At 70.7% G+C, this 19,702-nt stretch carries 23 protein-coding genes; 11 read left to right on the top strand and 12 right to left on the bottom strand.

Annotated features, from left to right (window positions below):
• Nucleotides 1-30 precede the first annotated feature (30 nt).
• Nucleotides 31-1,242: a family 2 encapsulin nanocompartment cargo protein terpene cyclase gene (locus tag CCN37_RS09510; RefSeq protein ID WP_210407939.1), complete on the top strand. Its 1,212-nt coding sequence runs from the start codon at nt 31-33 to the stop codon at nt 1,240-1,242.
• Nucleotides 1,243-1,299: 57 nt separating this feature from the next.
• Here CCN37_RS09510 and CCN37_RS09505 read toward each other — a convergent pair whose 3' ends face one another.
• Complete coding sequence (locus CCN37_RS09505; protein ID WP_086820329.1) at nt 1,300-2,166, bottom strand: geranyl diphosphate 2-C-methyltransferase; 867 nt, start codon at nt 2,164-2,166, stop codon at nt 1,300-1,302.
• Nucleotides 2,167-2,555: 389 nt separating this feature from the next.
• Here CCN37_RS09505 and CCN37_RS09500 point away from each other — a divergent pair, with 389 nt between their 5' ends.
• Both CCN37_RS09500 and CCN37_RS09495 read left to right on the top strand, forming a co-directional pair.
• The gene (locus CCN37_RS09500) at nt 2,556-3,881 is read left to right on the top strand and encodes an AAA family ATPase (protein ID WP_210407938.1); all 1,326 of its coding nucleotides are present in this window, start codon (nt 2,556-2,558) and stop codon (nt 3,879-3,881) included.
• 4 nt (nt 3,882-3,885) lie between these two features.
• Nucleotides 3,886-4,725: a hypothetical protein gene (locus CCN37_RS09495; protein WP_086820328.1), complete on the top strand. Its 840-nt coding sequence runs from the start codon at nt 3,886-3,888 to the stop codon at nt 4,723-4,725.
• Here CCN37_RS09495 and CCN37_RS09490 read toward each other — a convergent pair.
• From CCN37_RS09490 to CCN37_RS09480, 3 genes are all read right to left on the bottom strand, one after another.
• Nucleotides 4,712-5,611 (bottom strand): virginiamycin B lyase, encoded by a 900-nt coding sequence (locus tag CCN37_RS09490; RefSeq protein WP_086820327.1) that lies wholly within the window; start codon nt 5,609-5,611, stop codon nt 4,712-4,714. The genes CCN37_RS09495 and CCN37_RS09490 overlap by 14 nt on opposite strands.
• Nucleotides 5,611-6,264 carry a CatB-related O-acetyltransferase gene (locus CCN37_RS09485; RefSeq protein WP_086820326.1) on the bottom strand — a complete coding sequence of 218 codons (654 nt, stop codon included), beginning with the start codon at nt 6,262-6,264 and terminating at the stop codon, nt 5,611-5,613. Before CCN37_RS09485 ends, CCN37_RS09490 begins: the two co-directional genes overlap by 1 nt.
• Nucleotides 6,265-6,341: 77 nt before the next feature.
• On the bottom strand, nt 6,342-6,860 hold the full coding sequence (locus tag CCN37_RS09480; protein WP_246842915.1) for a helix-turn-helix domain-containing protein: 519 nt from the start codon (nt 6,858-6,860) through the stop codon (nt 6,342-6,344).
• Between the two features lie 70 nt (nt 6,861-6,930).
• Between CCN37_RS09480 and CCN37_RS09475 the strand changes: the two genes are divergently transcribed.
• The gene (locus CCN37_RS09475; protein ID WP_086820324.1) at nt 6,931-7,287 is read left to right on the top strand and encodes a hypothetical protein; all 357 of its coding nucleotides are present in this window, start codon (nt 6,931-6,933) and stop codon (nt 7,285-7,287) included.
• Entirely contained in the window at nt 7,284-8,435 is a 1,152-nt protein-coding gene (locus CCN37_RS09470) for a hypothetical protein (protein ID WP_086820323.1), read from the top strand. Before CCN37_RS09475 ends, CCN37_RS09470 begins: the two co-directional genes overlap by 4 nt.
• Before the next feature lie 295 nt (nt 8,436-8,730).
• Here the strand turns inward: CCN37_RS09470 and CCN37_RS09465 are convergent, their stop codons facing one another.
• The 5 genes from CCN37_RS09465 to CCN37_RS09445 all read right to left on the bottom strand — a co-directional run bounded on the left by CCN37_RS09465 (nt 8,731) and on the right by CCN37_RS09445 (nt 12,828).
• Nucleotides 8,731-10,998, bottom strand: a complete 2,268-nt coding sequence (locus CCN37_RS09465; RefSeq protein WP_086820322.1) for a cation-translocating P-type ATPase — start codon at nt 10,996-10,998, stop codon at nt 8,731-8,733.
• A complete protein-coding gene (locus CCN37_RS09460; protein ID WP_086820321.1) occupies nt 10,988-11,944 on the bottom strand; it encodes a hypothetical protein in 957 nt (318 codons plus the stop codon). Before CCN37_RS09460 ends, CCN37_RS09465 begins: the two co-directional genes overlap by 11 nt.
• Nucleotides 11,945-11,987: 43 nt before the next feature.
• Nucleotides 11,988-12,197: a heavy-metal-associated domain-containing protein gene (locus CCN37_RS09455; RefSeq protein ID WP_086820350.1), complete on the bottom strand. Its 210-nt coding sequence runs from the start codon at nt 12,195-12,197 to the stop codon at nt 11,988-11,990.
• A 14-nt stretch (nt 12,198-12,211) separates the two neighbouring features.
• Complete coding sequence (locus tag CCN37_RS09450; RefSeq protein WP_086820320.1) at nt 12,212-12,493, bottom strand: metal-sensitive transcriptional regulator; 282 nt, start codon at nt 12,491-12,493, stop codon at nt 12,212-12,214.
• Between the two features lie 119 nt (nt 12,494-12,612).
• Nucleotides 12,613-12,828 (bottom strand): hypothetical protein, encoded by a 216-nt coding sequence (locus CCN37_RS09445; RefSeq protein WP_143261528.1) that lies wholly within the window; start codon nt 12,826-12,828, stop codon nt 12,613-12,615.
• Nucleotides 12,829-12,996: 168 nt separating this feature from the next.
• Between CCN37_RS09445 and CCN37_RS09440 the strand changes: the two genes are divergently transcribed.
• Nucleotides 12,997-14,163 carry a M20 family metallopeptidase gene (locus CCN37_RS09440; RefSeq protein ID WP_168200596.1) on the top strand — a complete coding sequence of 389 codons (1,167 nt, stop codon included), beginning with the start codon at nt 12,997-12,999 and terminating at the stop codon, nt 14,161-14,163.
• On the opposite strand, the gene CCN37_RS09435 is transcribed toward CCN37_RS09440, so the two are convergent.
• A complete protein-coding gene (locus CCN37_RS09435) occupies nt 14,153-14,908 on the bottom strand; it encodes an aminoglycoside adenylyltransferase family protein (protein ID WP_246842914.1) in 756 nt (251 codons plus the stop codon). The genes CCN37_RS09440 and CCN37_RS09435 overlap by 11 nt on opposite strands.
• Nucleotides 14,887-15,441 carry a GNAT family N-acetyltransferase gene (locus CCN37_RS09430; protein ID WP_086820317.1) on the bottom strand — a complete coding sequence of 185 codons (555 nt, stop codon included), beginning with the start codon at nt 15,439-15,441 and terminating at the stop codon, nt 14,887-14,889. The genes CCN37_RS09435 and CCN37_RS09430 overlap by 22 nt, the downstream gene beginning before the upstream one ends.
• Nucleotides 15,442-15,598: 157 nt before the next feature.
• Between CCN37_RS09430 and CCN37_RS09425 the strand changes: the two genes are divergently transcribed.
• Entirely contained in the window at nt 15,599-16,105 is a 507-nt protein-coding gene (locus CCN37_RS09425) for a hypothetical protein (protein ID WP_086820316.1), read from the top strand.
• 61 nt (nt 16,106-16,166) lie between these two features.
• Nucleotides 16,167-16,772, top strand: a complete 606-nt coding sequence (locus CCN37_RS09420; protein ID WP_086820315.1) for a hypothetical protein — start codon at nt 16,167-16,169, stop codon at nt 16,770-16,772.
• Here the strand turns inward: CCN37_RS09420 and CCN37_RS09415 are convergent.
• Nucleotides 16,754-17,179 (bottom strand): pyridoxamine 5'-phosphate oxidase family protein, encoded by a 426-nt coding sequence (locus tag CCN37_RS09415; protein ID WP_210407937.1) that lies wholly within the window; start codon nt 17,177-17,179, stop codon nt 16,754-16,756. The genes CCN37_RS09420 and CCN37_RS09415 overlap by 19 nt on opposite strands.
• Nucleotides 17,180-17,354: 175 nt before the next feature.
• Between CCN37_RS09415 and CCN37_RS09410 the strand changes: the two genes are divergently transcribed.
• From CCN37_RS09410 to CCN37_RS09400, 3 genes are read left to right on the top strand one after another with little or no spacing between them, the layout of a single operon-like run.
• A complete protein-coding gene (locus CCN37_RS09410; RefSeq protein WP_086820314.1) occupies nt 17,355-17,705 on the top strand; it encodes a YciI family protein in 351 nt (116 codons plus the stop codon).
• 1 nt (nt 17,706) lies between these two features.
• On the top strand, nt 17,707-18,951 hold the full coding sequence (locus tag CCN37_RS09405; RefSeq protein WP_086820313.1) for an RNA polymerase sigma factor: 1,245 nt from the start codon (nt 17,707-17,709) through the stop codon (nt 18,949-18,951).
• Nucleotides 18,948-19,691 carry a trans-aconitate 2-methyltransferase gene (locus CCN37_RS09400; protein WP_086820312.1) on the top strand — a complete coding sequence of 248 codons (744 nt, stop codon included), beginning with the start codon at nt 18,948-18,950 and terminating at the stop codon, nt 19,689-19,691. Before CCN37_RS09405 ends, CCN37_RS09400 begins: the two co-directional genes overlap by 4 nt.
• Nucleotides 19,692-19,702: the final 11 nt, after the last annotated feature.

Genomic DNA, 19,702 nt, shown 5'->3' with positions numbered 1-19,702 from the left:
GGAGAGGCGGTTCGAAAAAGCATGTCCTTGATGTCTCGCCTGAGTGCCCCGAACGCGACCGACGACCTGTCCCGGCTGGCGGCCGAGGTGCTGGCCGACAGGGGCTCGGCGCCGCCCGGTGAGCTGGCCGCGCTGCTGGAGGACCCACCTCGGGTGACCCCGTCCAGCCTGGTCTTCGTGACCGAGCAGCCGAGCATGCTGGGCATGTCCGCGGCCCAGCTGTCGTTCCTGCGCCCCGAACCGGCCGCGGTGGCGGAACCGGCGGCAGCGGATGACGACGAGATCCCGGAGCTGTTCTGCCCCGGCCCGGTGCGCGACAACCCGGAGCTCGGAGAGGAGGTCAACGAGCGGATGGTGGAGTGGGCCGAGCAGGTCGGGATCTACGAGGGCCGCTCGGAGCACCTGCGCTCGTGCGGCTTCGGCAGGCTGATCATGCTCACCCACCCCGGGACCGACGACGCGGACCGGCTGCTCGCGGCGACCAAGGTGGTCGTGGCCGAGTGGGCGGCGGACGACTACTACCTCGACGAGGAGGAGGTCGGCGCCGATCCTCGGCGGACGGCGGCGCGCTTCGGCATCCTCTACGGGGTGGTCGACCCGGTTCCGCTGCCGCACCGCTACGAGCACGAACTGCGGCGGCACATCGAGGAAGACCCGATCGCGCTGGCCTTCCGCAGCGGCATGGAGCACCTGGCGCGCTACACCTCGGTGACGCAGATGGCGCGCTTCCAGCACCAGATGTCGATCCTGTTCACCACGCTCGACCAGAACGCGAGCTGGCGGGTCACCGGGGAGCGGCCGCCGGTGTGGGAGTACCTGATGCACCGGCACCACAACAGCTACCTGCCGCCGATGATCCTGATCGACGCGGTCGCCGGCTACGAGCTGCCGCCGCAGGAGTTCTACGACCCGAGGGTGCGCGAGGCGTTCTCGATGGCGGGCATGGCGGCGGTGCTGCTCAACGACCTGCACTCGATGAGCAAGGAAGCCGACGACGACCTCAGCCTGCCGATCGCGCTCATGGAGCAGGAGGGCTGCACGCGCCGGCAGGCGGCCAAGCGCACGGTGGAGATCCACAACGAGCTGATGAAGCGCTTCGTGGCCGAGGCTGCGGCGCTGAGCCTGGTGGGTTCGCCGATGCTGCGGCGCTTCTTCGCCGAGACGTGGGCGTGGTGCGGCGGCAGCCGCGAGTGGCACGCCACCTCCCGCCGCTACCACGCCGACAAGGCCGAAGTGGCGTAACGGCAGCAACGGAGAAGGGGCCGCCCGGCTGGGCGGCCCCTTCTCCGTGCGGGTGGGTCAGATCCGGTCGGCGGCGATGAGCAGGTAGTGGAAGCTGCCCTCGCGGTAGGCCTTGAGGAACGGGGCCTCCACGCCGGTGGCGACCGAGGACTGCTCGCGCAGCTCCCAGTACGGGATCGCGGTCGGGGTCAGGTCGACAACGGCGATCGGCACCAGGTTGTTGGCCTGCATGGCCTTGAAGTACGCGCTGCGCGGGTGGATGTTGCACGTGTAGTGCTGGTCGATCTGGCTGACCGCCTTCGACCGGCCGCCGGTGACGTCGTTGTAGCAGCCGGTGATGGTGACGTAGCGACCGCCGACCTCCAGTTGCCTGGCGTGTTCGGCGAACAGTTCGTGCAGGTCGACGTACATGGTGCTCTCGTTGTTCCAGATGGCCTTGCGCGAACCGGACTCGAAACCGGTGTCGAGCATGTTGCGGAAGTGGTAGCGCACGCGGTCGTCGACGCCGCGCTCCCGTGCTCGCGCGTTGGCGAAGGCGACCTGCTCCTCCGAGATCGAGACGCCATCGACCTCGCAGCCGAAGCGCAGGTTGGCCATGATGCTCGACCCGCCGCGGCCGCATCCGGCGTCCAGCAGCCGGTCGTGCGGCCTGACGTCGCCGAGGTGGTCGAGCAGGACGTCGGCCTGGGCGGTTTCCATCCGGTGCATTTCCGCGATCACCGCCTGGTCGCGGATCTCGGCGGGCGCCCGGAGCACGGCCGGGTCGTAGTCACCGAGGCCGTAGTGGTGGTGGTAAAGGCCATCGACGTCACCGAGGCGCAGGTTCACCGGGTCGCGCTCTTTGTTCCAGTACTCGGCGACCGAGCGCTGGTAGTCGCTGCGCAGCACGGGCTTGGCAGTGGCCGGGGAGTGCGTCGCGGTCATGCGTGAGCTCCTTCGAAGACGCGCTGGATTTATCGGGTCACGGCACAAAAGACACCATTGCGAAACAATTCTGAGATATTCGCACGGATTGACCCGAAGGCATTTCGAAGCTAGCCCGCATTTCTCGGGCAGTACAGTCACCCGAAGGTGTGAGGGCTTCATAAAAGCGATCAGAAGTAATTCGATGCTGCACTCGGGGGAAATACCGGAAGACTTCGTCACCTTCAGTGACAAATCTCTAGATCATCGCAGGTGGGAGGCTGCTGCACCGCCATTCAGGCGACAGGAGAAAACCGGTGCGGCCGAGCGCGAAACGCGACCGGGACCCCTCCCGGTCACCCTGGGTTCTGATCACGTCGACACGAACGACGGCTTTGAAGGAGCGCCCCTTGCGCAGCAGCACCAGGGCCGAGGTATTGCAGCTCGCCGAGACTGTCGTGCGGAACCTGTGCGCGCACAGCAATCTGCTGTGGCGGGTCGAGTGCGACATGCGGGCGCGGCTGCCGGCGATCATCCAGTGGGAAGCATCCGCGCTCGTGCCGGACATGGCGCGGCACGCGGTCGGCGAGGCGGCGCCGGACCCGGCGGAGCTCCAGCGCGTGGTCGAGGAGAAGGTGCGCGCGGGGCTCGCGGAGCTGATCCGCGCGGAGGCGGGCCAGCTCGTCCCCGGGCTCGCGGCCGAGGCCGTGGCGGCGGCGACGCCGGACGTGGGCGAGCTGCGGGAGGAGCTGACCCGGCACACCGCGATGAGCGCGGCCGGGACGGTGCGCGGGGAAGTGCTCAAGACGATCCCGGAGGTCGTGGCGACGTCGGCGGCGGAGGCGCTGAAGACGATCGGCGAGGCGCTGCGCGAGGAGCAGGCCAAGGCGATCGGCACGATCCGCGGGGTGGTGGAGCGGGAGGTCGACCAGCTCCTGGAGGAATTCACCCCGAACGTCGTGCAGGTCGTGCTCCCCGAGGGCGGGGTCATCGACCTGGGCACGGACTCGCACGCGGTGCTGCCGGACCTGCTGACCGCACTGCACGCGCGCTGCCACGTGCTCCTGGTCGGCCCGGCTGGCACGGGCAAGTCGATGCTGGCGAAGCAGGCAGCGCAGGCGCTCGGACTGGACTTCCAGGCGCTCTCGCTCGGGCCGACCACACCGATGAGCAAGGTGTTCGGGTACTTCGACGCGCACGGCACCTACCACGACACGCCGTTCCGCAGGGCCTTCGAGCACGGCGGGGTGATGCTGCTCGACGAGATCGACAACGGTCACCCCGGCCTGCTCGCGGAGCTGAACCAGGCGCTCGCGCTGGGCACCTGCGCCTTCGCCGATGGGATGGTGGTCGCGCACGCGGACTTCCGGCTGGTCGCGACGGGCAACACCTACGGGACCGGCGCGGACCGGAACTACGTCGGGCGGCAGACGCTCGACGCCGCGACGCTGGACCGGTTCGTGGTGGTGGACGTGCCCATCGACGAGAAGCTGGAGGAGCGGCTGGCGCTGCGGCACGCTCCGTCGCACCGGGACGCGGTCCGCGAACTGCTCCAGTTGGTCAGGGGGCTGCGCGCGAAGGCGGCGGAGAAGCAGCTGCCGGTGATGTTCTCCCCGCGCACGACGATCGATGGGGCGAAGCTCATCGAGGCGGGCGCCAGCACCGAGCAGGTGATGAGCTGGCGCGTGATCCGCGGACTGTCCCCGGCGCACCGCGGCGCTCTGGAACTGGAGTAGGGCGATGAGCGGATTCGTGCTCGCCCCGATGCTGTCGTGGCAGGAGTTCCTGGACGCGGCAACGGCTCGTCCGTCCACCGAGCACGGCAAGTCCCGCGGCTACACGACCGAGTGGGCGGGCGCGTCGTGGGAGGAGGCCGTGCGGCTCGGCCGGGACGGTTGGGCGGTCGCGCTGCGGGAGGCCGACATCACCGTCGGACAGCTGCGCGAGCGGGCCGGTCTCGACAGCGCGGTCACGATCTTGGAGCCGTCGTGGGACGTGACCGGCAGCGAGGTCGACGTCGGCGCCTACCTGTCCGGGGTGCCCGAGTGCATGGTGGACGCGGTGCCGAGGCAGGTCTCGCGGCGCGGCAAGGTGATCACCTTCCTGATCCCGATGTCGTACTCGTCGAAGGTCCGGCACGAGTGCATCGTCAACCGCGGCCTGGCTCTGGCCACGCTGTGCGCCGCGATCATCGAAGCGGGGCACAGCGTGGAGATCTGGTCCGGCGACGCGGGCCTGGTGAACCCGAGCACCCGGTACCGCGCGATGGTGCGGGTGATCAGCGCGGGCGAGCCGCTCGACGTGGGCAGGCTGATCTTCGCGACCGCGCACCCGGCGATGTGCCGTCGGCTGGCACTGGGGTTGTGGGACGCGCAGCCGAGGAAGGTGGCACTCGCGATGCGCGAGGCCGAGTACGGCTGGCCGCCTTTCGAGTGCCGGGCCGACGACCTCCCCGAGGGCATCACCGACCCGTACGTCTTCCCCTACCTCTCCGAGAACGACACCCAGTGGAACGACCTGGACACCGCGCTCGACTGGTGCCACCAGATGTTCGTCGAGCTGGGGCTCATCGAAGAGTGACGCGGGCGAGCGCCCCGGTCTCCAGTGCGGTCCAGATCGCGCGGTCCGGGCCGAGCGCGATTCCGTGCGGCTCGGAGCCGGGCGTCGGCAGGTCGTGCACCGCGATCTCGCCGCGCGTGGTGATGCGGCCGACGCGGTTCGCGCCCCATTCGGTGAACCAGAGCGCGCCGTCGCCGCCGCTGGTGATCGCGTGCGGGCGGGCGGATCGGTCGGGCAGCGGGAACTCGTCGATCTTGCCGTTCGTGCTGATGCGCCCGATCTGACCCGCGGCGATCTCGACGAACCAGAGCGCGCCGTCGGGACCTGCGGTGATGCCGACCGGGGCGGCTGCTTCGGTCGGCAGCGGGTGGACGGTGACCGTGCCGTTCACAGTGCCCTTGCCGTTCACGGCGATCCGGCCGATCGCGTTGGCCTGGTTCATCGCGAACCACAGCGCGCCGTCCCCGCCCGCGGTGATCGCGGAGGGGAACGCGCCGCTGACGGGGAGCGGGAACTCGGTGAGCTGGCCCTTGACGGTGAGCCTGCCGATCCGGTCGGTGCCGGTCTCGGTGAACCACAGAGCACCGTCCTGCCCGGCGGCGATGCCGAACGGCGCGCACCCCTCCGGCAGCGGGAACTCCGTGACGGCGCCCTTCGTGGTGATCCGGCCGACGCGGTGCGCCTGGTACTCGGTGAACCAGAGCGCGCCGTCCGGGCCCGCGGCGATGATGGTCGGGCCGCATTTCGCGTCCAGCTGGTGCAGGGTCGGCTCGGCGCCGGGTTCCATGCGGCCGATCTGCCCGCTGTGCACCAGCGTGAACCACAGCGCGCCGTCCAGGCCGGTGGTCAGCGCGTACGGGCCGCTGTCCGGGCCCGCGACGACGTGCTCTTCGATGTGGACGCTCATCAGCTCTTCTCCAGACCGTGCTCGGCGGCGACGCGTTCGATGTCGGCGGGGGTCCCTGCCATGATCGTGCGGGCGTTGGCGGTGACCAGCTCGGCGGGCCAGTCCCACCACGCGGCGCGGCGCAGGCGGTCGACGTCGGCCTCGTCGAAGCGCCGCCGGATCGGTTTGGCCGGGTTCCCGCCGACGATCGTGTACGGCGGCACGTGAGCGGTGACGACCGCACCGGCCGCGATGATCGCGCCGTCCCCGATGTGCACGCCGGGCATGACCACGGCCTGGTAGCCGAACCAGACGTCGTTGCCGACCACGGTGTCGCCCCGGCTCGGCATGCCGGTGACGATGTCGAGGGTCCGCTCGGCCCACTCGCCGCCGAACATCGTGAACGGGTACGTGGACACGCCCATCGTGGGGTGGTCGGCCCCTGCCATCAGGAACCGCGTTCCGGAGGCGATCGCGCAGTACTTGCCGATCAGCAGCCGCTCCGGCCCGTAGCCGTAGAGCACGTTGCGCTGCTCGAACGCGGTCGCCCCGTCCGGGTCGTCGTAGTAGGTGTACTCGCCGACGACGATCTTCGGGGAGCTGACCAGCGGCTTCAGGAACACGACGCGCTCGTGCTCGGCCAGCGGGTGGACGGTCGTCGGATCAGGTGACACGCGGTGTCCTTTCGTGGAGCTCGTCGCGCGGCCCAATCTGCCTCAACCGCCGCGCGAACGGGTCGGATTTTCGGTCGTCACTCCGGCATGAGGATCGTGGAGAGGATGCGGCGGGTCCGCCCCTCGCCCGGGTCGCGGTCGGCGAAGTCGGCGATCAGGTCACCGAGCCGCTGCTGGAACTCGGCGTACTCGGCGTCGGTGACGCGGAGCGCGGCCTGGCGGAACGCGATCCCGTCCCGCATCGGGTCGACGTCGTCCCGCTCCAGGTAGCGGTCCATGTCGCCGGTGATGCCCGCCAGGTAGACGGTGAACATCGTGCGCAGCTGGTCAGGGCTGATCCGGTCGGTCTCGGGCTCCGGCATGGCCAGTTCGTAGGTGCGCTCCACGGTCCCCCGCACCTTGCGCTCGCCGACCACGCGCAGCACCTCGGCCTTCACCAGCACGCCGACGTGCCGGTAGAGCGTGGTGTGCGGGACGTCCGGCAGCCGCTCGGCGAGATCGGCCGTGGTCAGGCGGCGCCCGATCAGCGCCTGGGCGATGCGCCAGCGCACGGGCTGGTGCAGCAGGTCGGTCAGGGACGGCCGGTCAGCGGGCACGCTCGCTCCCATTGATTCCAAATGTGGTATTAATACTGGTGTTGGAATCAGCCTAGGAGGGGAGCGGGCCATGGCGGTGCTTCGGGTCGGCGACACGGCGGTGCGCGTGGAACTGCGCTGGTGGGAGCGGCCCTTCGCGGGCTGGCGACGGCGGGTGGAAGTCCCGCTGACCGCGATCGGGGACGTGGAGCGGGTCGAGCACCCGACGCGGCGCGCGGCCACGCCCGGCGGTCGCTCCGGCGCGGTGGTCACCGGCGTGCTCAAGGTCGGGCGCTGGGGCGTCGGCACGCGCACGAGGCAGTTCGTCAGCGTCCGCCGAACCGTTCCGGCCGTGCGGATCACCACCGACCGCGCGGTCGTCGGCTACGACGAACTGCTGGTCAGCACGCCCAACGCGGAGGACGTCGTCGCGGTCCTGAGCCGATGACCACCCGGAAGAAGGTCGGCGTCGCGGCGCTCGTGCTCGTCGCTCTGCTCGTGGGCTGTCTCGGCGTCGTGGGCGTGCTGCGCTCGCGGACGCTGACCTTGCCGCAACCAACGGGTCAGCACCCGGTCGGCCGCACGATCACGACGGTGCCGGGCGGGAGCGCGGCCGCCGACGAAGCACTCCGCGCCGCCTGGATCTGGTACCCGGCCGAGCCCGGGTCCGCGCCGCTCGCGGAGTACGTCCCGGACGGCTGGCACGGCTCGTTGCCGCCGACCGTGGGCCTCGGCTGGCTGCTCCAGGACGTTGACGCGGTGCGGCCATGGGCTCGCCAGGACGCCAGGCCCGCCGCGGGCAAGCACCCGCTCGTCGTCATGGCGCCTGGTTTCCAGAACGCGCCGTGGATGTACAGCTCGTGGGGTGAGGAGTTGGCGAGTCGCGGCTACGTCGTGGCGCTGCTCGTGCCCGTGTCGACGCCGGCGCGAGTGGTCGACGGCCAGCGCCGGAGCACGCCCGACGCGGCAGAGCCGCCGAAGCCCGCCGAGATCGACGAGCTGATCCGACAGCAGGCAGCCGACATGAACGCGCTCGCCTCGGCGATCGGGGGCGAGCACTACCGGGCCACGTCGTCGAGCACGGCGCGCATCGGCAGCCCGCTCGCCGGGCACGTCGACCTCACGCGGACCGTTTTCGCCGGTCACTCGCTTGGCGGGAGTGCGGCGGTGCTGGCGTGCGCGGGGCGGACGGACTGCGCGGGCTCGATCAACTTCGACGGGCCGCAACCGGTGCTGCCGCCGGGCTTGGTCGCGAAACCGGGCCTGCTCATCGGGTCCGACCGATCGTGCGCGGCCGTGTCACCGTGCTCGCCGGAAGGACAGTCCGAGGAACACGTTCGCTGGGTGCAGGAGCGGCGCACAACGACACCGCCGACGTGGACGGCGACGATCACCAGCGCCGGTCACAACGGTTTCGGCGACACAGCGTTCTACTTCGCCGCTCCGCCTGTCAGTGGGCTCACCGGAACGGGCACGATCGCGCCGGAGCGCATGCACGCGGCGGTCACGGCGGTCTTCGGGGCGGCGATCCCGGCCTTGCGGGACGGGAAGAGCCCTCGGCTCGACCTGCCTGATCTGACTACGACGATGCGATGACCGCGAAGCCGCACACCAGGAACATCGTGACCACGACGGTGATGGGGAGGATGTGCTTCTTCAACGTTGCTCCGTAGGCGAGAGGCGGGTGGCCGCGACGGATCGACGCACGACTAATCGTCACCCATCCGTGGGACCTTGAGGGGAATTCAAGCACCCGCGAGCAGCCCGCCATGACCGGTATGCGCCCCTTGTCCCGGAACACTGACCGCCGCGCAGTCGTGAACTCCGCTCGCGATTCTGGGCGCGAACGCGTGTGCCGCTGACCACTGAGGGTCAGCGGCACACAGCGGTTTCAGGCGACCGGGGTGGGGGTTCGACGGGCTTGGGTCATGGGGCGTGCGGCAGGCGTGGTGTTGGTGCTGCGGAACCCGCGCAGGCGCAGGCTGTTGGTCACCACGAACACCGACGACAGCGCCATGGCCCCACCGGCGATCATCGGGTTGAGCAGCCCGGCCGCCGCCAACGGCAGCGCGGCGACGTTGTAGGCGAAGGCCCAGAACAGGTTCGTCTTGATGGTGCTCAACGTCTTGCGCGCCAACCTGATCGCGTCCGCCGCGGCCCGGAGATCGCCGCGCACCAACGTGATGTCACCGGCCTCGATCGCCGCGTCCGTCCCGGTGCCCATGGCCAGCCCGAGATCGGCTCGCGCGAGCGCGGCGGCGTCGTTCACGCCGTCGCCGACCATCGCGACGACCTTGCCCTCGGCCTGGAGCCGCGCGACGACGTCGACCTTGTCCTTCGGCAGCACTTCGGCGATCACCTCGGTGATGCCGACCTCAGCGGCCACCGAGCGAGCCACGGCCTCGTTGTCGCCGGTGAGCAGCACCGGGGACAGCCCGAGCGCGCGGAGCTGCCGGATCGCCTCGGCGGAGGTGTCCTTGACGGTGTCGGACACCACGAGCACGGCCCTGGCCTCGCCGTCCCACCCGACCGCGATGGCGGTGCGACCGGCCGACTCGGCGGCTGCCTTGGCTTCAGCGAGCGGTGCGGGCAGGTGCTGGCTCCACTCCTCCAGCAGCGCGGTGCGACCGGCGATCACCGCGCGGCCGTCCACGATCCCTTGCACACCAAGGCCTTCGACGTTGGTGAAGCCCTCGACCTCGGGGAGTTCACCGACGCGCTCGCGAGCGCCCTTGGTGATCGCTTGGGCGATCGGGTGCTCCGAAGCGTTCTCCAGCGCACCGGCCAGGCGCAGCGCCTCGGCCTCGTCGACCCCGGCGGTGTGCACCCCGACGAGCGCCATCCGCCCGGTGGTGACGGTGCCGGTCTTGTCCAGCACCACGGTGTCCACGGCGCGCGTGGACTCCAGCACCTCCGGCCCCTTGATCAGGATGCCGAGCTGCGCTCCCCTGCCGGTGCCCACGAGCAGCGCGGTCGGCGTCGCCAGGCCGAGCGCGCACGGGCAGGCGATGATCAGCACGGCAACGGCCGCGGTGAACGCGGCGCCCGCCTCGGCTCCACCACCGAGCCAGAAGGCAAGTGTGCCAACGGAAAGCGCGATCACGACGGGCACGAAGACCGCCGAGATCCGGTCGGCGAGGCGCTGGGCCCTGGCCTTGCCGTTCTGCGCGTCCTCGACGAGCTTGGCCATCTGGGAGAGCTGGGTGTCCGAGCCGATCCTGGTGGCGCGCACCACGACGCGACCGCCCGCGTTCACCGTCGCGCCGACCACCGAGTCGCCGGGACCGACCTCGACCGGGACGGACTCGCCGGTGAGCATGCTCGCGTCGACCGCGGAGGAGCCCTCCTCGACAACGCCGTCCGTGGCGATCTTCTCGCCGGGGCGGACCACGAACCGGTCCCCGACCGCGAGCTGAGCCGTGGGGACGCGGATCTCCTTGCCATCACGCAGAACCGCGACGTCCTTCGCGCCCAACTCCAAGAGCGCGCGCAGTGCCGCGCCCGCCCGTCGCTTGGAGCGCGCCTCGAAGTAGCGCCCGGCGAGGATGAACGTCGTCACCCCGGCGGCGACTTCGAGGTAGATGTTGCCCGCGCCGTCGCTCGGAGCGATCGTCAGCTCGAAGGGGTGCGTCATGCCGGGCGTGCCCGCCGTGCCGAACAGCAAGGCGTACAACGACCACAGGAACGCGGACAGGGTTCCCATGGAGATCAGGGTGTCCATGGTCGCGGCGCCGTGGCGCAGGTTCGTCCACGCCGCGCGGTGGAACGGCCAGGCCGCCCACACCAGCACGGGTGCCGCGAGCGTCAGCGAGATCCACTGCCAGTAGGTGAACTGCAACGCGGGCACCATGGCCATCGCGACCACCGGGACGGACAGCACGACCGAGCCGGTCAGCCGCTGCCGCAACGCCCTCAGCGGATCGTCTTCTTCTTGCACAGCAACGATTTCCGGCAAGGACGCGGAGTAGCCCGCCGCTTCGACCTGCTCGATGAGCGCGGCCGTTCCCGTGCCCTCGGGGAAGACGACCTTGGCCTTCTCGGTGGCGTAGTTGACGGTCGCGGTGACGCCGTCCAGCTTGTTGAGCTTGCGCTCGATCCGGTTGGCGCACGAGGCGCAGGTCATCCCGGAGATGGAGAGCTCGATCTCGTCAGTGCCCATGGGGTTCCGCCTCCTCGTGCGACTGCGCGGCACCGGTGTTCACGGTGAACTCGGCGGTGCGGACCTGCCCGGCGTGCTGGAAGTCCAGGAACAGCCGGTAGGAACCGGCGGTCGGGACCTCGGCGAAGAACGTGATCTTCGGCCCGGGCGCGGTCTTGCCGTCGCCGGGCGAGCCGTCGGGGTGCACGTGCAGGTACGCCAGGTCTCCCGAGCGCAGCGCGACGAGGTGCCCGTACGCGCCGAGGTAGGGCTGGAGGTCGGTGACCTCGCGGCCGTCCTTCTTCACGGACAGCGTCACCTTGGAGGAGCGCCCGGGAACCAGCTCCCCGTCCAGCCGCACCTCGTATCCGTCCACTGTGGACTTGCGAGAGGGCTTGTGGACCTCGGGCTGGTAGTCCCCCGCTGCCGACACGTCGGTGCCGAGCGTGAGCCCCTTCGCCCCGGTCGGCGCGAAGTCGGCGAAGACGCGGTAGCTGCCCGCGCGCGGCAGGGTCAGCGGGACGCGCCAGGTGCCGTCCTGGTCCAGCTCCGGGTGCACGTGCTGGAAACCGGCGGTGTCCCTGCGGACGACGATGAGGTGCATCCGCTTCTCGTGCTCGACGTCGAAGCGGGTCACCGGAGCGCCGTCGGGGCCGAGGACGCGGAAGGAGAAGGTCTGGGCGGTCCCGGTGCGCAGCGTCGTGTCGGTGGGCGCGAGGGTGTATCCGCCCCTGGACGACGCCAGCCCGCCGGGCTGGTCGGTTTGCGCGGCCTCCGCGACAGTGCCGCTGTGGCCGTCCCCGTGCCCGGCGTTCCCGCCGCCGGGCGCTCCGCCGGGGCCGGGCGCGTCGGACTGCGCTCCGGCCGGGGCGGCGAAGGGACCGACAGCGGTTCCGGCGGCCCAGGCGCCCGCGGCGACCAGGGCGAGCGCCGCACCGTAGGCGGAGAGCTTCGCTGCTGTGTTCATGTCGAGTCCTCTGTGCTCGATCTGGGATTGCTTGGTAGGTGGGTCAGACCAGGGAGTACCCGGCCTCGTCGACCGCGGCACGCACCGCGTCGACGCTGACCGGCTCGGTGCTGGTCACGGTGACCGCGCCGGTGGGGAGGTCGACGGCGACGCCGGTCACCCCGTCGATCGCGCCCACCTCCTCGGTGACCGACGCGACGCAGTGCCCGCAGGTCATGCCGGTGACGGTGTAGGTCGCAGTGGTGCCGCTCATGGTGCTCCCCTTCATCAGGACCGGACGAGGCGGGCGATCGCCTCGCTGGCCTCACGGATCTTGGCTTCGGCGCCCTCGCCGCCCTCGGCGATGGCGTGGCTGACGCAGTGCTTGAGGTGCTCGTCGAGCAGACCGAGGGAGACCGCCTGCAACGCCTTGGTGGCCGCCGAGATCTGGGTGAGCACGTCGATGCAGTACTCGTCGTTGTCGACCATGCGCTGCAGGCCGCGGATCTGGCCCTCGACCCTGCGCAGGCGCTTGAGGTAGTCGTCCTTGCCCTCGGTGTATCCCCGCATGCCCTCATTGATACCCCAGGGGGGTAGGGTGGTCAAGGTACGGGGAGGGGGTATGCCCGCGCTCACACGAAAAGGGCCGGGCCCCCGATCGGGTGCCCGGCCTTCGTTCGGCGGTGCGATCACCAGCAGACCCCGGCGCCCGGGTCGCAGACGCGGTGGCGGATGTGCCCCTTCGAGGTGAGCCCCTGGAAGCCGGTGCCGGTGATCTCGTTGGAGGTCTTGGTCATGGTGGCGGTCCAGCCGGTGGAGTCACCGACGACGCGGAAGCAGAAGTAGGAGTTGCACTCGTCCTTCACCCGCGACGCGGCGGCCTCGGCGTTGGCCACGCCCGGCACGAATGCCAGGGCGAGCGCGAGAATCGCACCCTTGGCAAAAGAAGACTTCTTTCCCCCAGATCAAACACATCAAGAGACAGGACGGGGCGGAACGTGGCCAAGCGGCGCGGACTTTCGTATTCCGGTTCAGCACTGACTGAAACGTGGAATTCGCCCTAGTATCGGATGATGCTCTCCGAGGTGCAGGCGTGGCTGGAGCCGAAGGCCGATGACATGGCCGAACTGCTGATCGAACTGATCGCCATCGACTCCGAGAACCCGCCAGGACGCGAACTGGGCCGGTGCGCGCGGGCGGTCCGCGACGCCATGGCCGCGCTCGGCATGGACCCAGAGATCGTCGAGCTGGCGCCCGCGCGGGAGCTGGAGGAGCCGGGCATCGTGCGCGGAGAAGTGGGCAGCGGGCACAGGACGCTCTACTTCCACGGGCACTTCGACGTCGTTCCGGCGCAGGACCGCGCGCAGTTCACCGCTCAGCGGCGGGACGGCCGGATCATCGGCCGGGGAAGCGCGGACATGAAGGGCGGCATCGTCAGCATGCTCTACGGCGCGGTCGCTGCGCGGGAGCTGGGGCTGCTCGGGGACGGGCGGATCGTGCTGAACCTGGTCTGCGACGAGGAGACGGGCAGCGTCACGGGCGCGGGCCACCTCCGCGAGGCGGGCCTGATCGATCCGGGAGCGCTGGCGATGGTGACGGCGGAGCCGAGCGGCGGGGCGATCTGGAACTCCGCGCGGGGCGCGCTCTCGCTGCGGGTGGACGTGCGCGGGGTTGAGGCTCACGTCGGGCACGCCGATCGGGGCGTGAACGCGTTCCAGCACATGCTGCGCATCGCGCGGCCGGTCGAGGAGTACGCGCGGGAGATGACCGCGAAGGGCTCGATGCTCGTGGTCGGCGGGCTGTTCGGTGGCGGGTCGAACTTCAACGTGGTGCCGGGCTCGGCGTTCTTCACGGTGGACGGGCGCTTCCAGCCGGACGTGGACCTCGACCGCGAACGCGACCACTTGACGGGCGTCGTCAAGGAGGCGGCGGCGGAGATCGGCGCGGACGTCTCGGTGGAGGTCACGCAGCAGCAGCCGCCCGCGAGCACGGATTTCGCGCACCCGGCGGCCACAAAGCTCGCGGAGGTCGTGCGGGAGGTCGACGGCGACGCGCGCTTCGAAATGTGCGCGGGAATCTTGGAAACGCGGTGGTACAGCCAGCTGGGAATTCCCGCGTTCGGTTATGGAGCCGGGCTGCTCGATGTCGCGCACGGCCCGCACGAATACGTCGACGAAGCCGCGATGCGCCGGTGCGCGGCCGTGTACGCGCTTTACGCCGCGCGGATGTTCAGCTCCTGATCCGGTCGAGCACCGCTTCGACGTGCGGGCGGACTCGGGCTTTCAGCTCGTCGTCCCAGTGCTCCTCGGAATAGTGCCGGTGCAGGTACAGCTCCTTGGCGTGCCGCAGAACGGGGCGGTGCTCAGCCGGGAGCTGGGTGAGCGCCCAGTCCGCCGCGGCGTCCTTCGACCTGATCTCGCCGGTGGCGAGCGTGGTCCACACGCGCGCCAGGGTCAGCACGACGTTGCGGGTGTCGCCTTCGAGATCGTTGAGCAGATCGGGAACGCCCGCCAGGCTCGCGCGGACCACGTCGGCTCGCGGAACGGGATCGAGCACCTCCGCCGCAGGTGGGCCGAAGAGGGCGTGGTCGCCGTTGAGGGCCACCGTCAGGAGGACGGCGAGGTCGGGCATCGGGGCCGCACGAGGCATCGCACCGGCCTCGAACTCGGCGCGAAGCCACTCGCCGTAGAGGAAGTCGCAGGTCGGCGGGTACCGCCACGGCCGAACCCCGGCCTGGACGACGACGATCAGCTCAACCGGGCGCGCACCCCGCGCGCTGAGCAGGCCGTCGAGCAGCGCGCGCCGTTCGCGGTCGTCCATGCTCCGCCGGGTCACCACGAGCACGTCGACGTCGCTGGCCGGTTTGACGCCGCCGAGCACGCAGGAGCCGTGCAGGTAGGCGCCGATCACCTCGTCACCGAGAACCGCGCGGGCCAGACGCGCGATCTCGTGGGCCTGGTCGATCACGGCTTCGCGGCCAGCCACTCCGGGGCGAGCACCGACCAGACCTCGACGTCCTTGCGCACGCCCCGGTGCGGGTAGCTCTCGCGCAGCACACCGTCCTTGGTCATCCCGAGCCGCCGCGCGACGGCGATGCTGGAGGTGTTCTCGCTGGCCACGCACCACTCGACGCGGTGGATGCCGCGCTCCGCCACGAGCCAGTCGATCATCAGGCGGGCCGCCCTGGTGACGAGCCCCTTGCCCACGGCGGAGGGCTCCAGCCAGCACCCCACCTCGGCGACGCCCCTGGGCACGTCCATCGTCCGGACCAGCACTCCGCCGACGAGCGTGCCGTCCAGCCAGATGCCGTCGATGCGACCGGTGTCGGCGGCCACGCGCTCGGCGTAGGCGTGGAGGAGCGCGCGGCTCGACGCCAGGTCGGTGACCGCGTCGGCGAACCCGATGTGCTCGCCGATGTGCTCGCGACCGCGATCGACGTTGGCCAGGAGTTCTTCGGCCCGCCACGGCTCCAGCGGGCGCAGAAGGGCTCCGTCCGCACCGAGGGATGTCGCGTACATGCAGTTCCTCCGACTTCGAAAACCATTGCGCCGCAAGGATTCTGACATGAAGTTCGGCGCAGTCCGAAACGAGTTCCGGGCCGTGCAACCCGGTGGTCGCCGGTGGCGTCTTGGTCGGCACACCACCTCGGAACAACCGTCTCGAAAGGACACCTGGATGCGCATCACCCTCACCCGCGCGGGCGCCGCCGTGCTGGCCGCTTCGGCACTCGCGCTGGCCGCCACCGGACCGGCATCGGCTTCCGCCGGGAACGTGCTCGGCCCGGACGGCTTCGGTCCGATCAAGGTCGGCATGAGCCTGGCCGACGCGCTCGCGACGGGCAAGGTCGGTGAGCCGGTCGGCGGCAACGAGCTGTGCCGCGGCTACAAGTGGGCGTACTCCCCCGGCCCGGTGCTCACCATCTCCAAAGCGCACGGCGTGTACTCGATCCCCGGCACTGCGCCGGGCACGCGCACCCCGGAGGGCGTCGGCCTCGGCTCCACCGCCGCCGAGGTGAAGAAGGCCTACCCGAAGGCCGTTGACGGCTGGCAGAACGGCGTCGCGATCATCACGACCGCCACGCCGCAGAACCCGGCCAACCGCTACCTGTTCGGCACCAAGGAGGGCAAGGTCGTCGGCTTCGCGCTCCAGGCAGTGAACGCACGCGACTGCGCGGCGGGCTGACCGGTCCTGACGACGAGGTGGGTGCCGTGCGCGCGGCACCACCTTGGCAGGATCTGCGGTCATGACGACTGACTCGCCGACGGCCGCCCGGCGGCTCGCGAAGGCCGTGACCGAGGTGCTGAGCCCCTACGTGGTGCTCGCGGTCCTGGCGTTCACCGCGGGCGCCCTTCCCGGGCCGCAGCGCGCGGAGTCGCTGTGGTGGGCCGCCGCGCTGACGCTCGGCAGCTGCGTCATCCCCTACATCGCGATCGTGCGCGGCGCCCGGCGCGGGCGGTGGGACGGCCACCACGTCAACGACCGCGCGGGGCGCCTGATCCCGCTGGTGATCATCACTGTGTCGATCATCGTGGTGACCGTCGCCATGGGGGTCACCGGAGCGCCAGCGCACATGTTCGCGCTCGGGCTCGGCGAGGTCGTGCTGATCGTCGTCCTCGGCCTGATCACCGTGCTGGGCAAGTGGAAGGTCAGCGTGCACGCGGCCGTCGGCGCCGCCACCGTGGTGATCGTCGTGGTGCTCTACGGCGCCGTGTGGCACCTGCTGTGGCCGCTCGTGGTGCTGCTGGGGTGGTCCCGCGTGGAGCTGGAGGACCACACCCTGGCGCAGGTGCTCGTCGGCACCGCGCTCGGCATCGCCTTCCCCGCCGTGCTCTACCCGCTGATGCTGTAGTCCGTTGAGTACCACCGGTTCGGGCGCATGCGGAACGTGGTGATCTTCGCGCCCTCCAGGGACTTGAGGAAGTCGTCGGCGGCTTCGCCAGCCAGGTAGCGGCGGGCCAGCTCCTCGACCTCCGCCCACGGCGTCTCGTCGTCGACGGAGACCACCGGCCCGGAGACGCTGACGTAGCGGTACGGCGGGTTCTCGTCCTGCACCACCAGGGTGAACTCGCGCGCGGCGTCGATCAGGCGGAACTTCAGCGACTCCGGCGCGGTCTGCACGAGAACGTCCCCGCCGGGCTCGTAGCCGTACCAGACCGGAACGGCCAGCGGCGGGCCTTCGCGGCGCGCGATGCTGATCACGCCGACGTGCACGCCCGCCAGGAACTCCTCGCGCTTGGACTCACTCATCACAGCCATGCGCCCAGTCAAGGCCATCGGGTGGTGGTGGGCCATGCGAGCGCGTCCGCGATTGATGTGCGCGCGTCTGCGGCGTAGAAAAACTTCGGCGCAGAAAAAGTTCGGGTGGCGTGTCCACGGAGCCCGGTCCCGTTCGTAGTGGTGGTGACGACACACCAACGCTGAGGAGCACGAGATGAAGTACATGCTGTTGATCAACGCGGGTTCGGTCGACGCGAACGGCGGGGCCGCGGAGTGCTCGGTCGAGGACTGGATGGCCTACGACAAGGAGGTCCAGGAGTCAGGAGTCCTGGTGTCCAGCGAGTCGCTGGCCGACCTGGTCACGGCCACCACCGTGCACGTCGGCGAGGACGGGAAGCGCCTGGTCACCGACGGTCCGTTCGCGGAGGGCCGCGAGGTGCTCGGCGGCTTCTACGTGATCGACGTGCCGGATCTGGACGCGGCGCTGGACTGGGCGGCGCGCTGCCCGGGAGCGCGCGGCAGCGGCTCGATCGTGGTGCGGCCCATCGCCGACTTCGGCGCCTGAGGTGGCGGACGACGCGCTGACCTCGGTCGAGGGCGTGTTCCGGGAGGAGCACGGCCTGCTGCTGGCGGCGCTCGTCCGCCGCTTCGGCGATCTGGACCTGGCCGAGGAGGTCGCCTCGGAGGCCATGGAGATCGCGCTCACCCGCTGGCCGGTCGACGGGGTCCCGCCCAATCCCGGGGCGTGGCTGATGACCACGGCGCGGCGCAGGGCGGTCGACCGGCTGCGGCGGAGCAAGGTCTACGCGGAGCGGCTGGCGGTGCTGCGGGTGGAGGCCGAGCGGGCCGATCCGGCGCCAGCCGCCGATGTCGGGGGCGGCCTGCCCGACGACCGGTTGCAGCTGTTCTTCACCTGCGCGCACCCCGCCCTGCCCGCCGAGGACCGCCTCGCGCTGACCCTGCGCTGCCTCGCCGGGATGACCACGCCCGAGGTGGCGCGGGCGTTCCTGGTGCCGGTGGAGACCATGGCCAAGCGGATCACCAGGGCGAAGAAGAAGATCCGCGAGGCGCGCATCCCGTTCCGCGTGCCCGGTGCCGACGAGCTGCCGGAGCGCCTGCCCGGCGTGCTCCAGGTGGTGTACTCGATCTTCACCGAGGGCTACGCGGCCAGCTCCGGCGAGCAGTTGCAACGCCTGGACCTGGCCGAGGAAGCGATCCGCCTGGCCCGCATCCTGCGCTCGCTGATGCCCGCCGAGCGCGAGGTCTGCGGGCTGCTCTCGCTGATGCTGCTGGTGCACGCCCGCCGTGACGCGCGCAGCGGGGTCGACGGCGCGGTGGTGCTGCTGGAGGAGCAGGACCGCACCCGGTGGGACCGCGCGATGATCGAGGAGGGGACCGGCCTGGTGGAGGTGGCGCTGACCGGCGGGCGCCCCGGCCCGTACGGCGTGCAGGCCGCGATCGCCGCGCTGCACGACGAGGCCGCCGACCTCGACAGCACCGACTGGCCGCAGATCGTTGCGCTCTACGACGTGCTGCTGGCGCTGCTGCCGTCGCCGGTCGTCGCGGTGAACCGGGCCATCGCGGTGGCCATGCGCGACGGTGCCGAAGCCGGGCTCGCGCTGCTCGACGAGCTGGCCGACGAGCCGCAGCTGCGCGCTTACCACCCCTATCCGACCGCGCGGGCCGAGCTGCTGCACCGGCTCGGGCGCGAGGAGGAAGCCGCGTCCGCCTACCGGCGAGCGTTGGAGCTGGCCGGAACCGAACCCGAGCGCGCCAGTCTGCGGCGCAAGCTGGACGGAGTCGCGGAGTGAGCAGTTGGGACCTGGCCGCTGCGGGCTACGAGTCCTATTACGTCCCGCGATTCGCCCCGTGGGTGGACACGGCCGTGCGCGCCGTCACCGCCACCGAGCTCCCGGACGGCCCGGTTCTGGTGCCGTGCTGCGGCACGTTCCCCGAACTCGATGCATTGGTGAAGTCCTTTCCTGACAAGGAGATCGTCGGCATCGACCTCTCCGAGGGCATGCTCCGCATCGCCCGCGAACGCGCTTCGGGACAGCCGCGGGTGCGCTTGGTCCACGGCGACGCCTCCGTGCTCACCGAGTGGGCGGGGCGGTGTGCGGCGGTGGTGTCGGTGTTCGGGCTCCAACAGCTGCCCGAGCCGGACGTCGGTCTCCGTTCGTGGGCTTCGGCGTTGCGTCCCGGTGGTCGGCTCTCCGTGGTGTTCTGGCCGGGCAACATCGAGTCCGAAGGGCCGTTCGCGTTGCTGTCCAAGGTTCTCCGCGCGCGGGTACCCGCCGGCGACCGCTCGTGGGAACAGCGGCTCACGGTGGACGGAGTGGAGCGCGACGAGTTCGTGGCGCACGCGATGTCCCACCCCGGTGCGGCGGAATTCTTCAGCGCGCACACCGAATCCGGGCCGATGCGCGCGTTGGCCGAAGCTCGTGGGCCGGAGTTCGTGGCCGACCTGCGCGCGGAGTTCCTGAGCCTGGCTCCGTCCGGTGAGTGGCACCACCGGCCGCGCGCGCGGCTCATCGTCGCCAACCGTCCATAGTGGACACATCG

Source organism: Allokutzneria sp. NRRL B-24872, from assembly GCF_002155965.1.
Taxonomy (GTDB): Bacteria; Actinomycetota; Actinomycetes; order Mycobacteriales; family Pseudonocardiaceae; genus Allokutzneria.
This window is presented reverse-complemented; position numbering and strand designations above follow the sequence as displayed.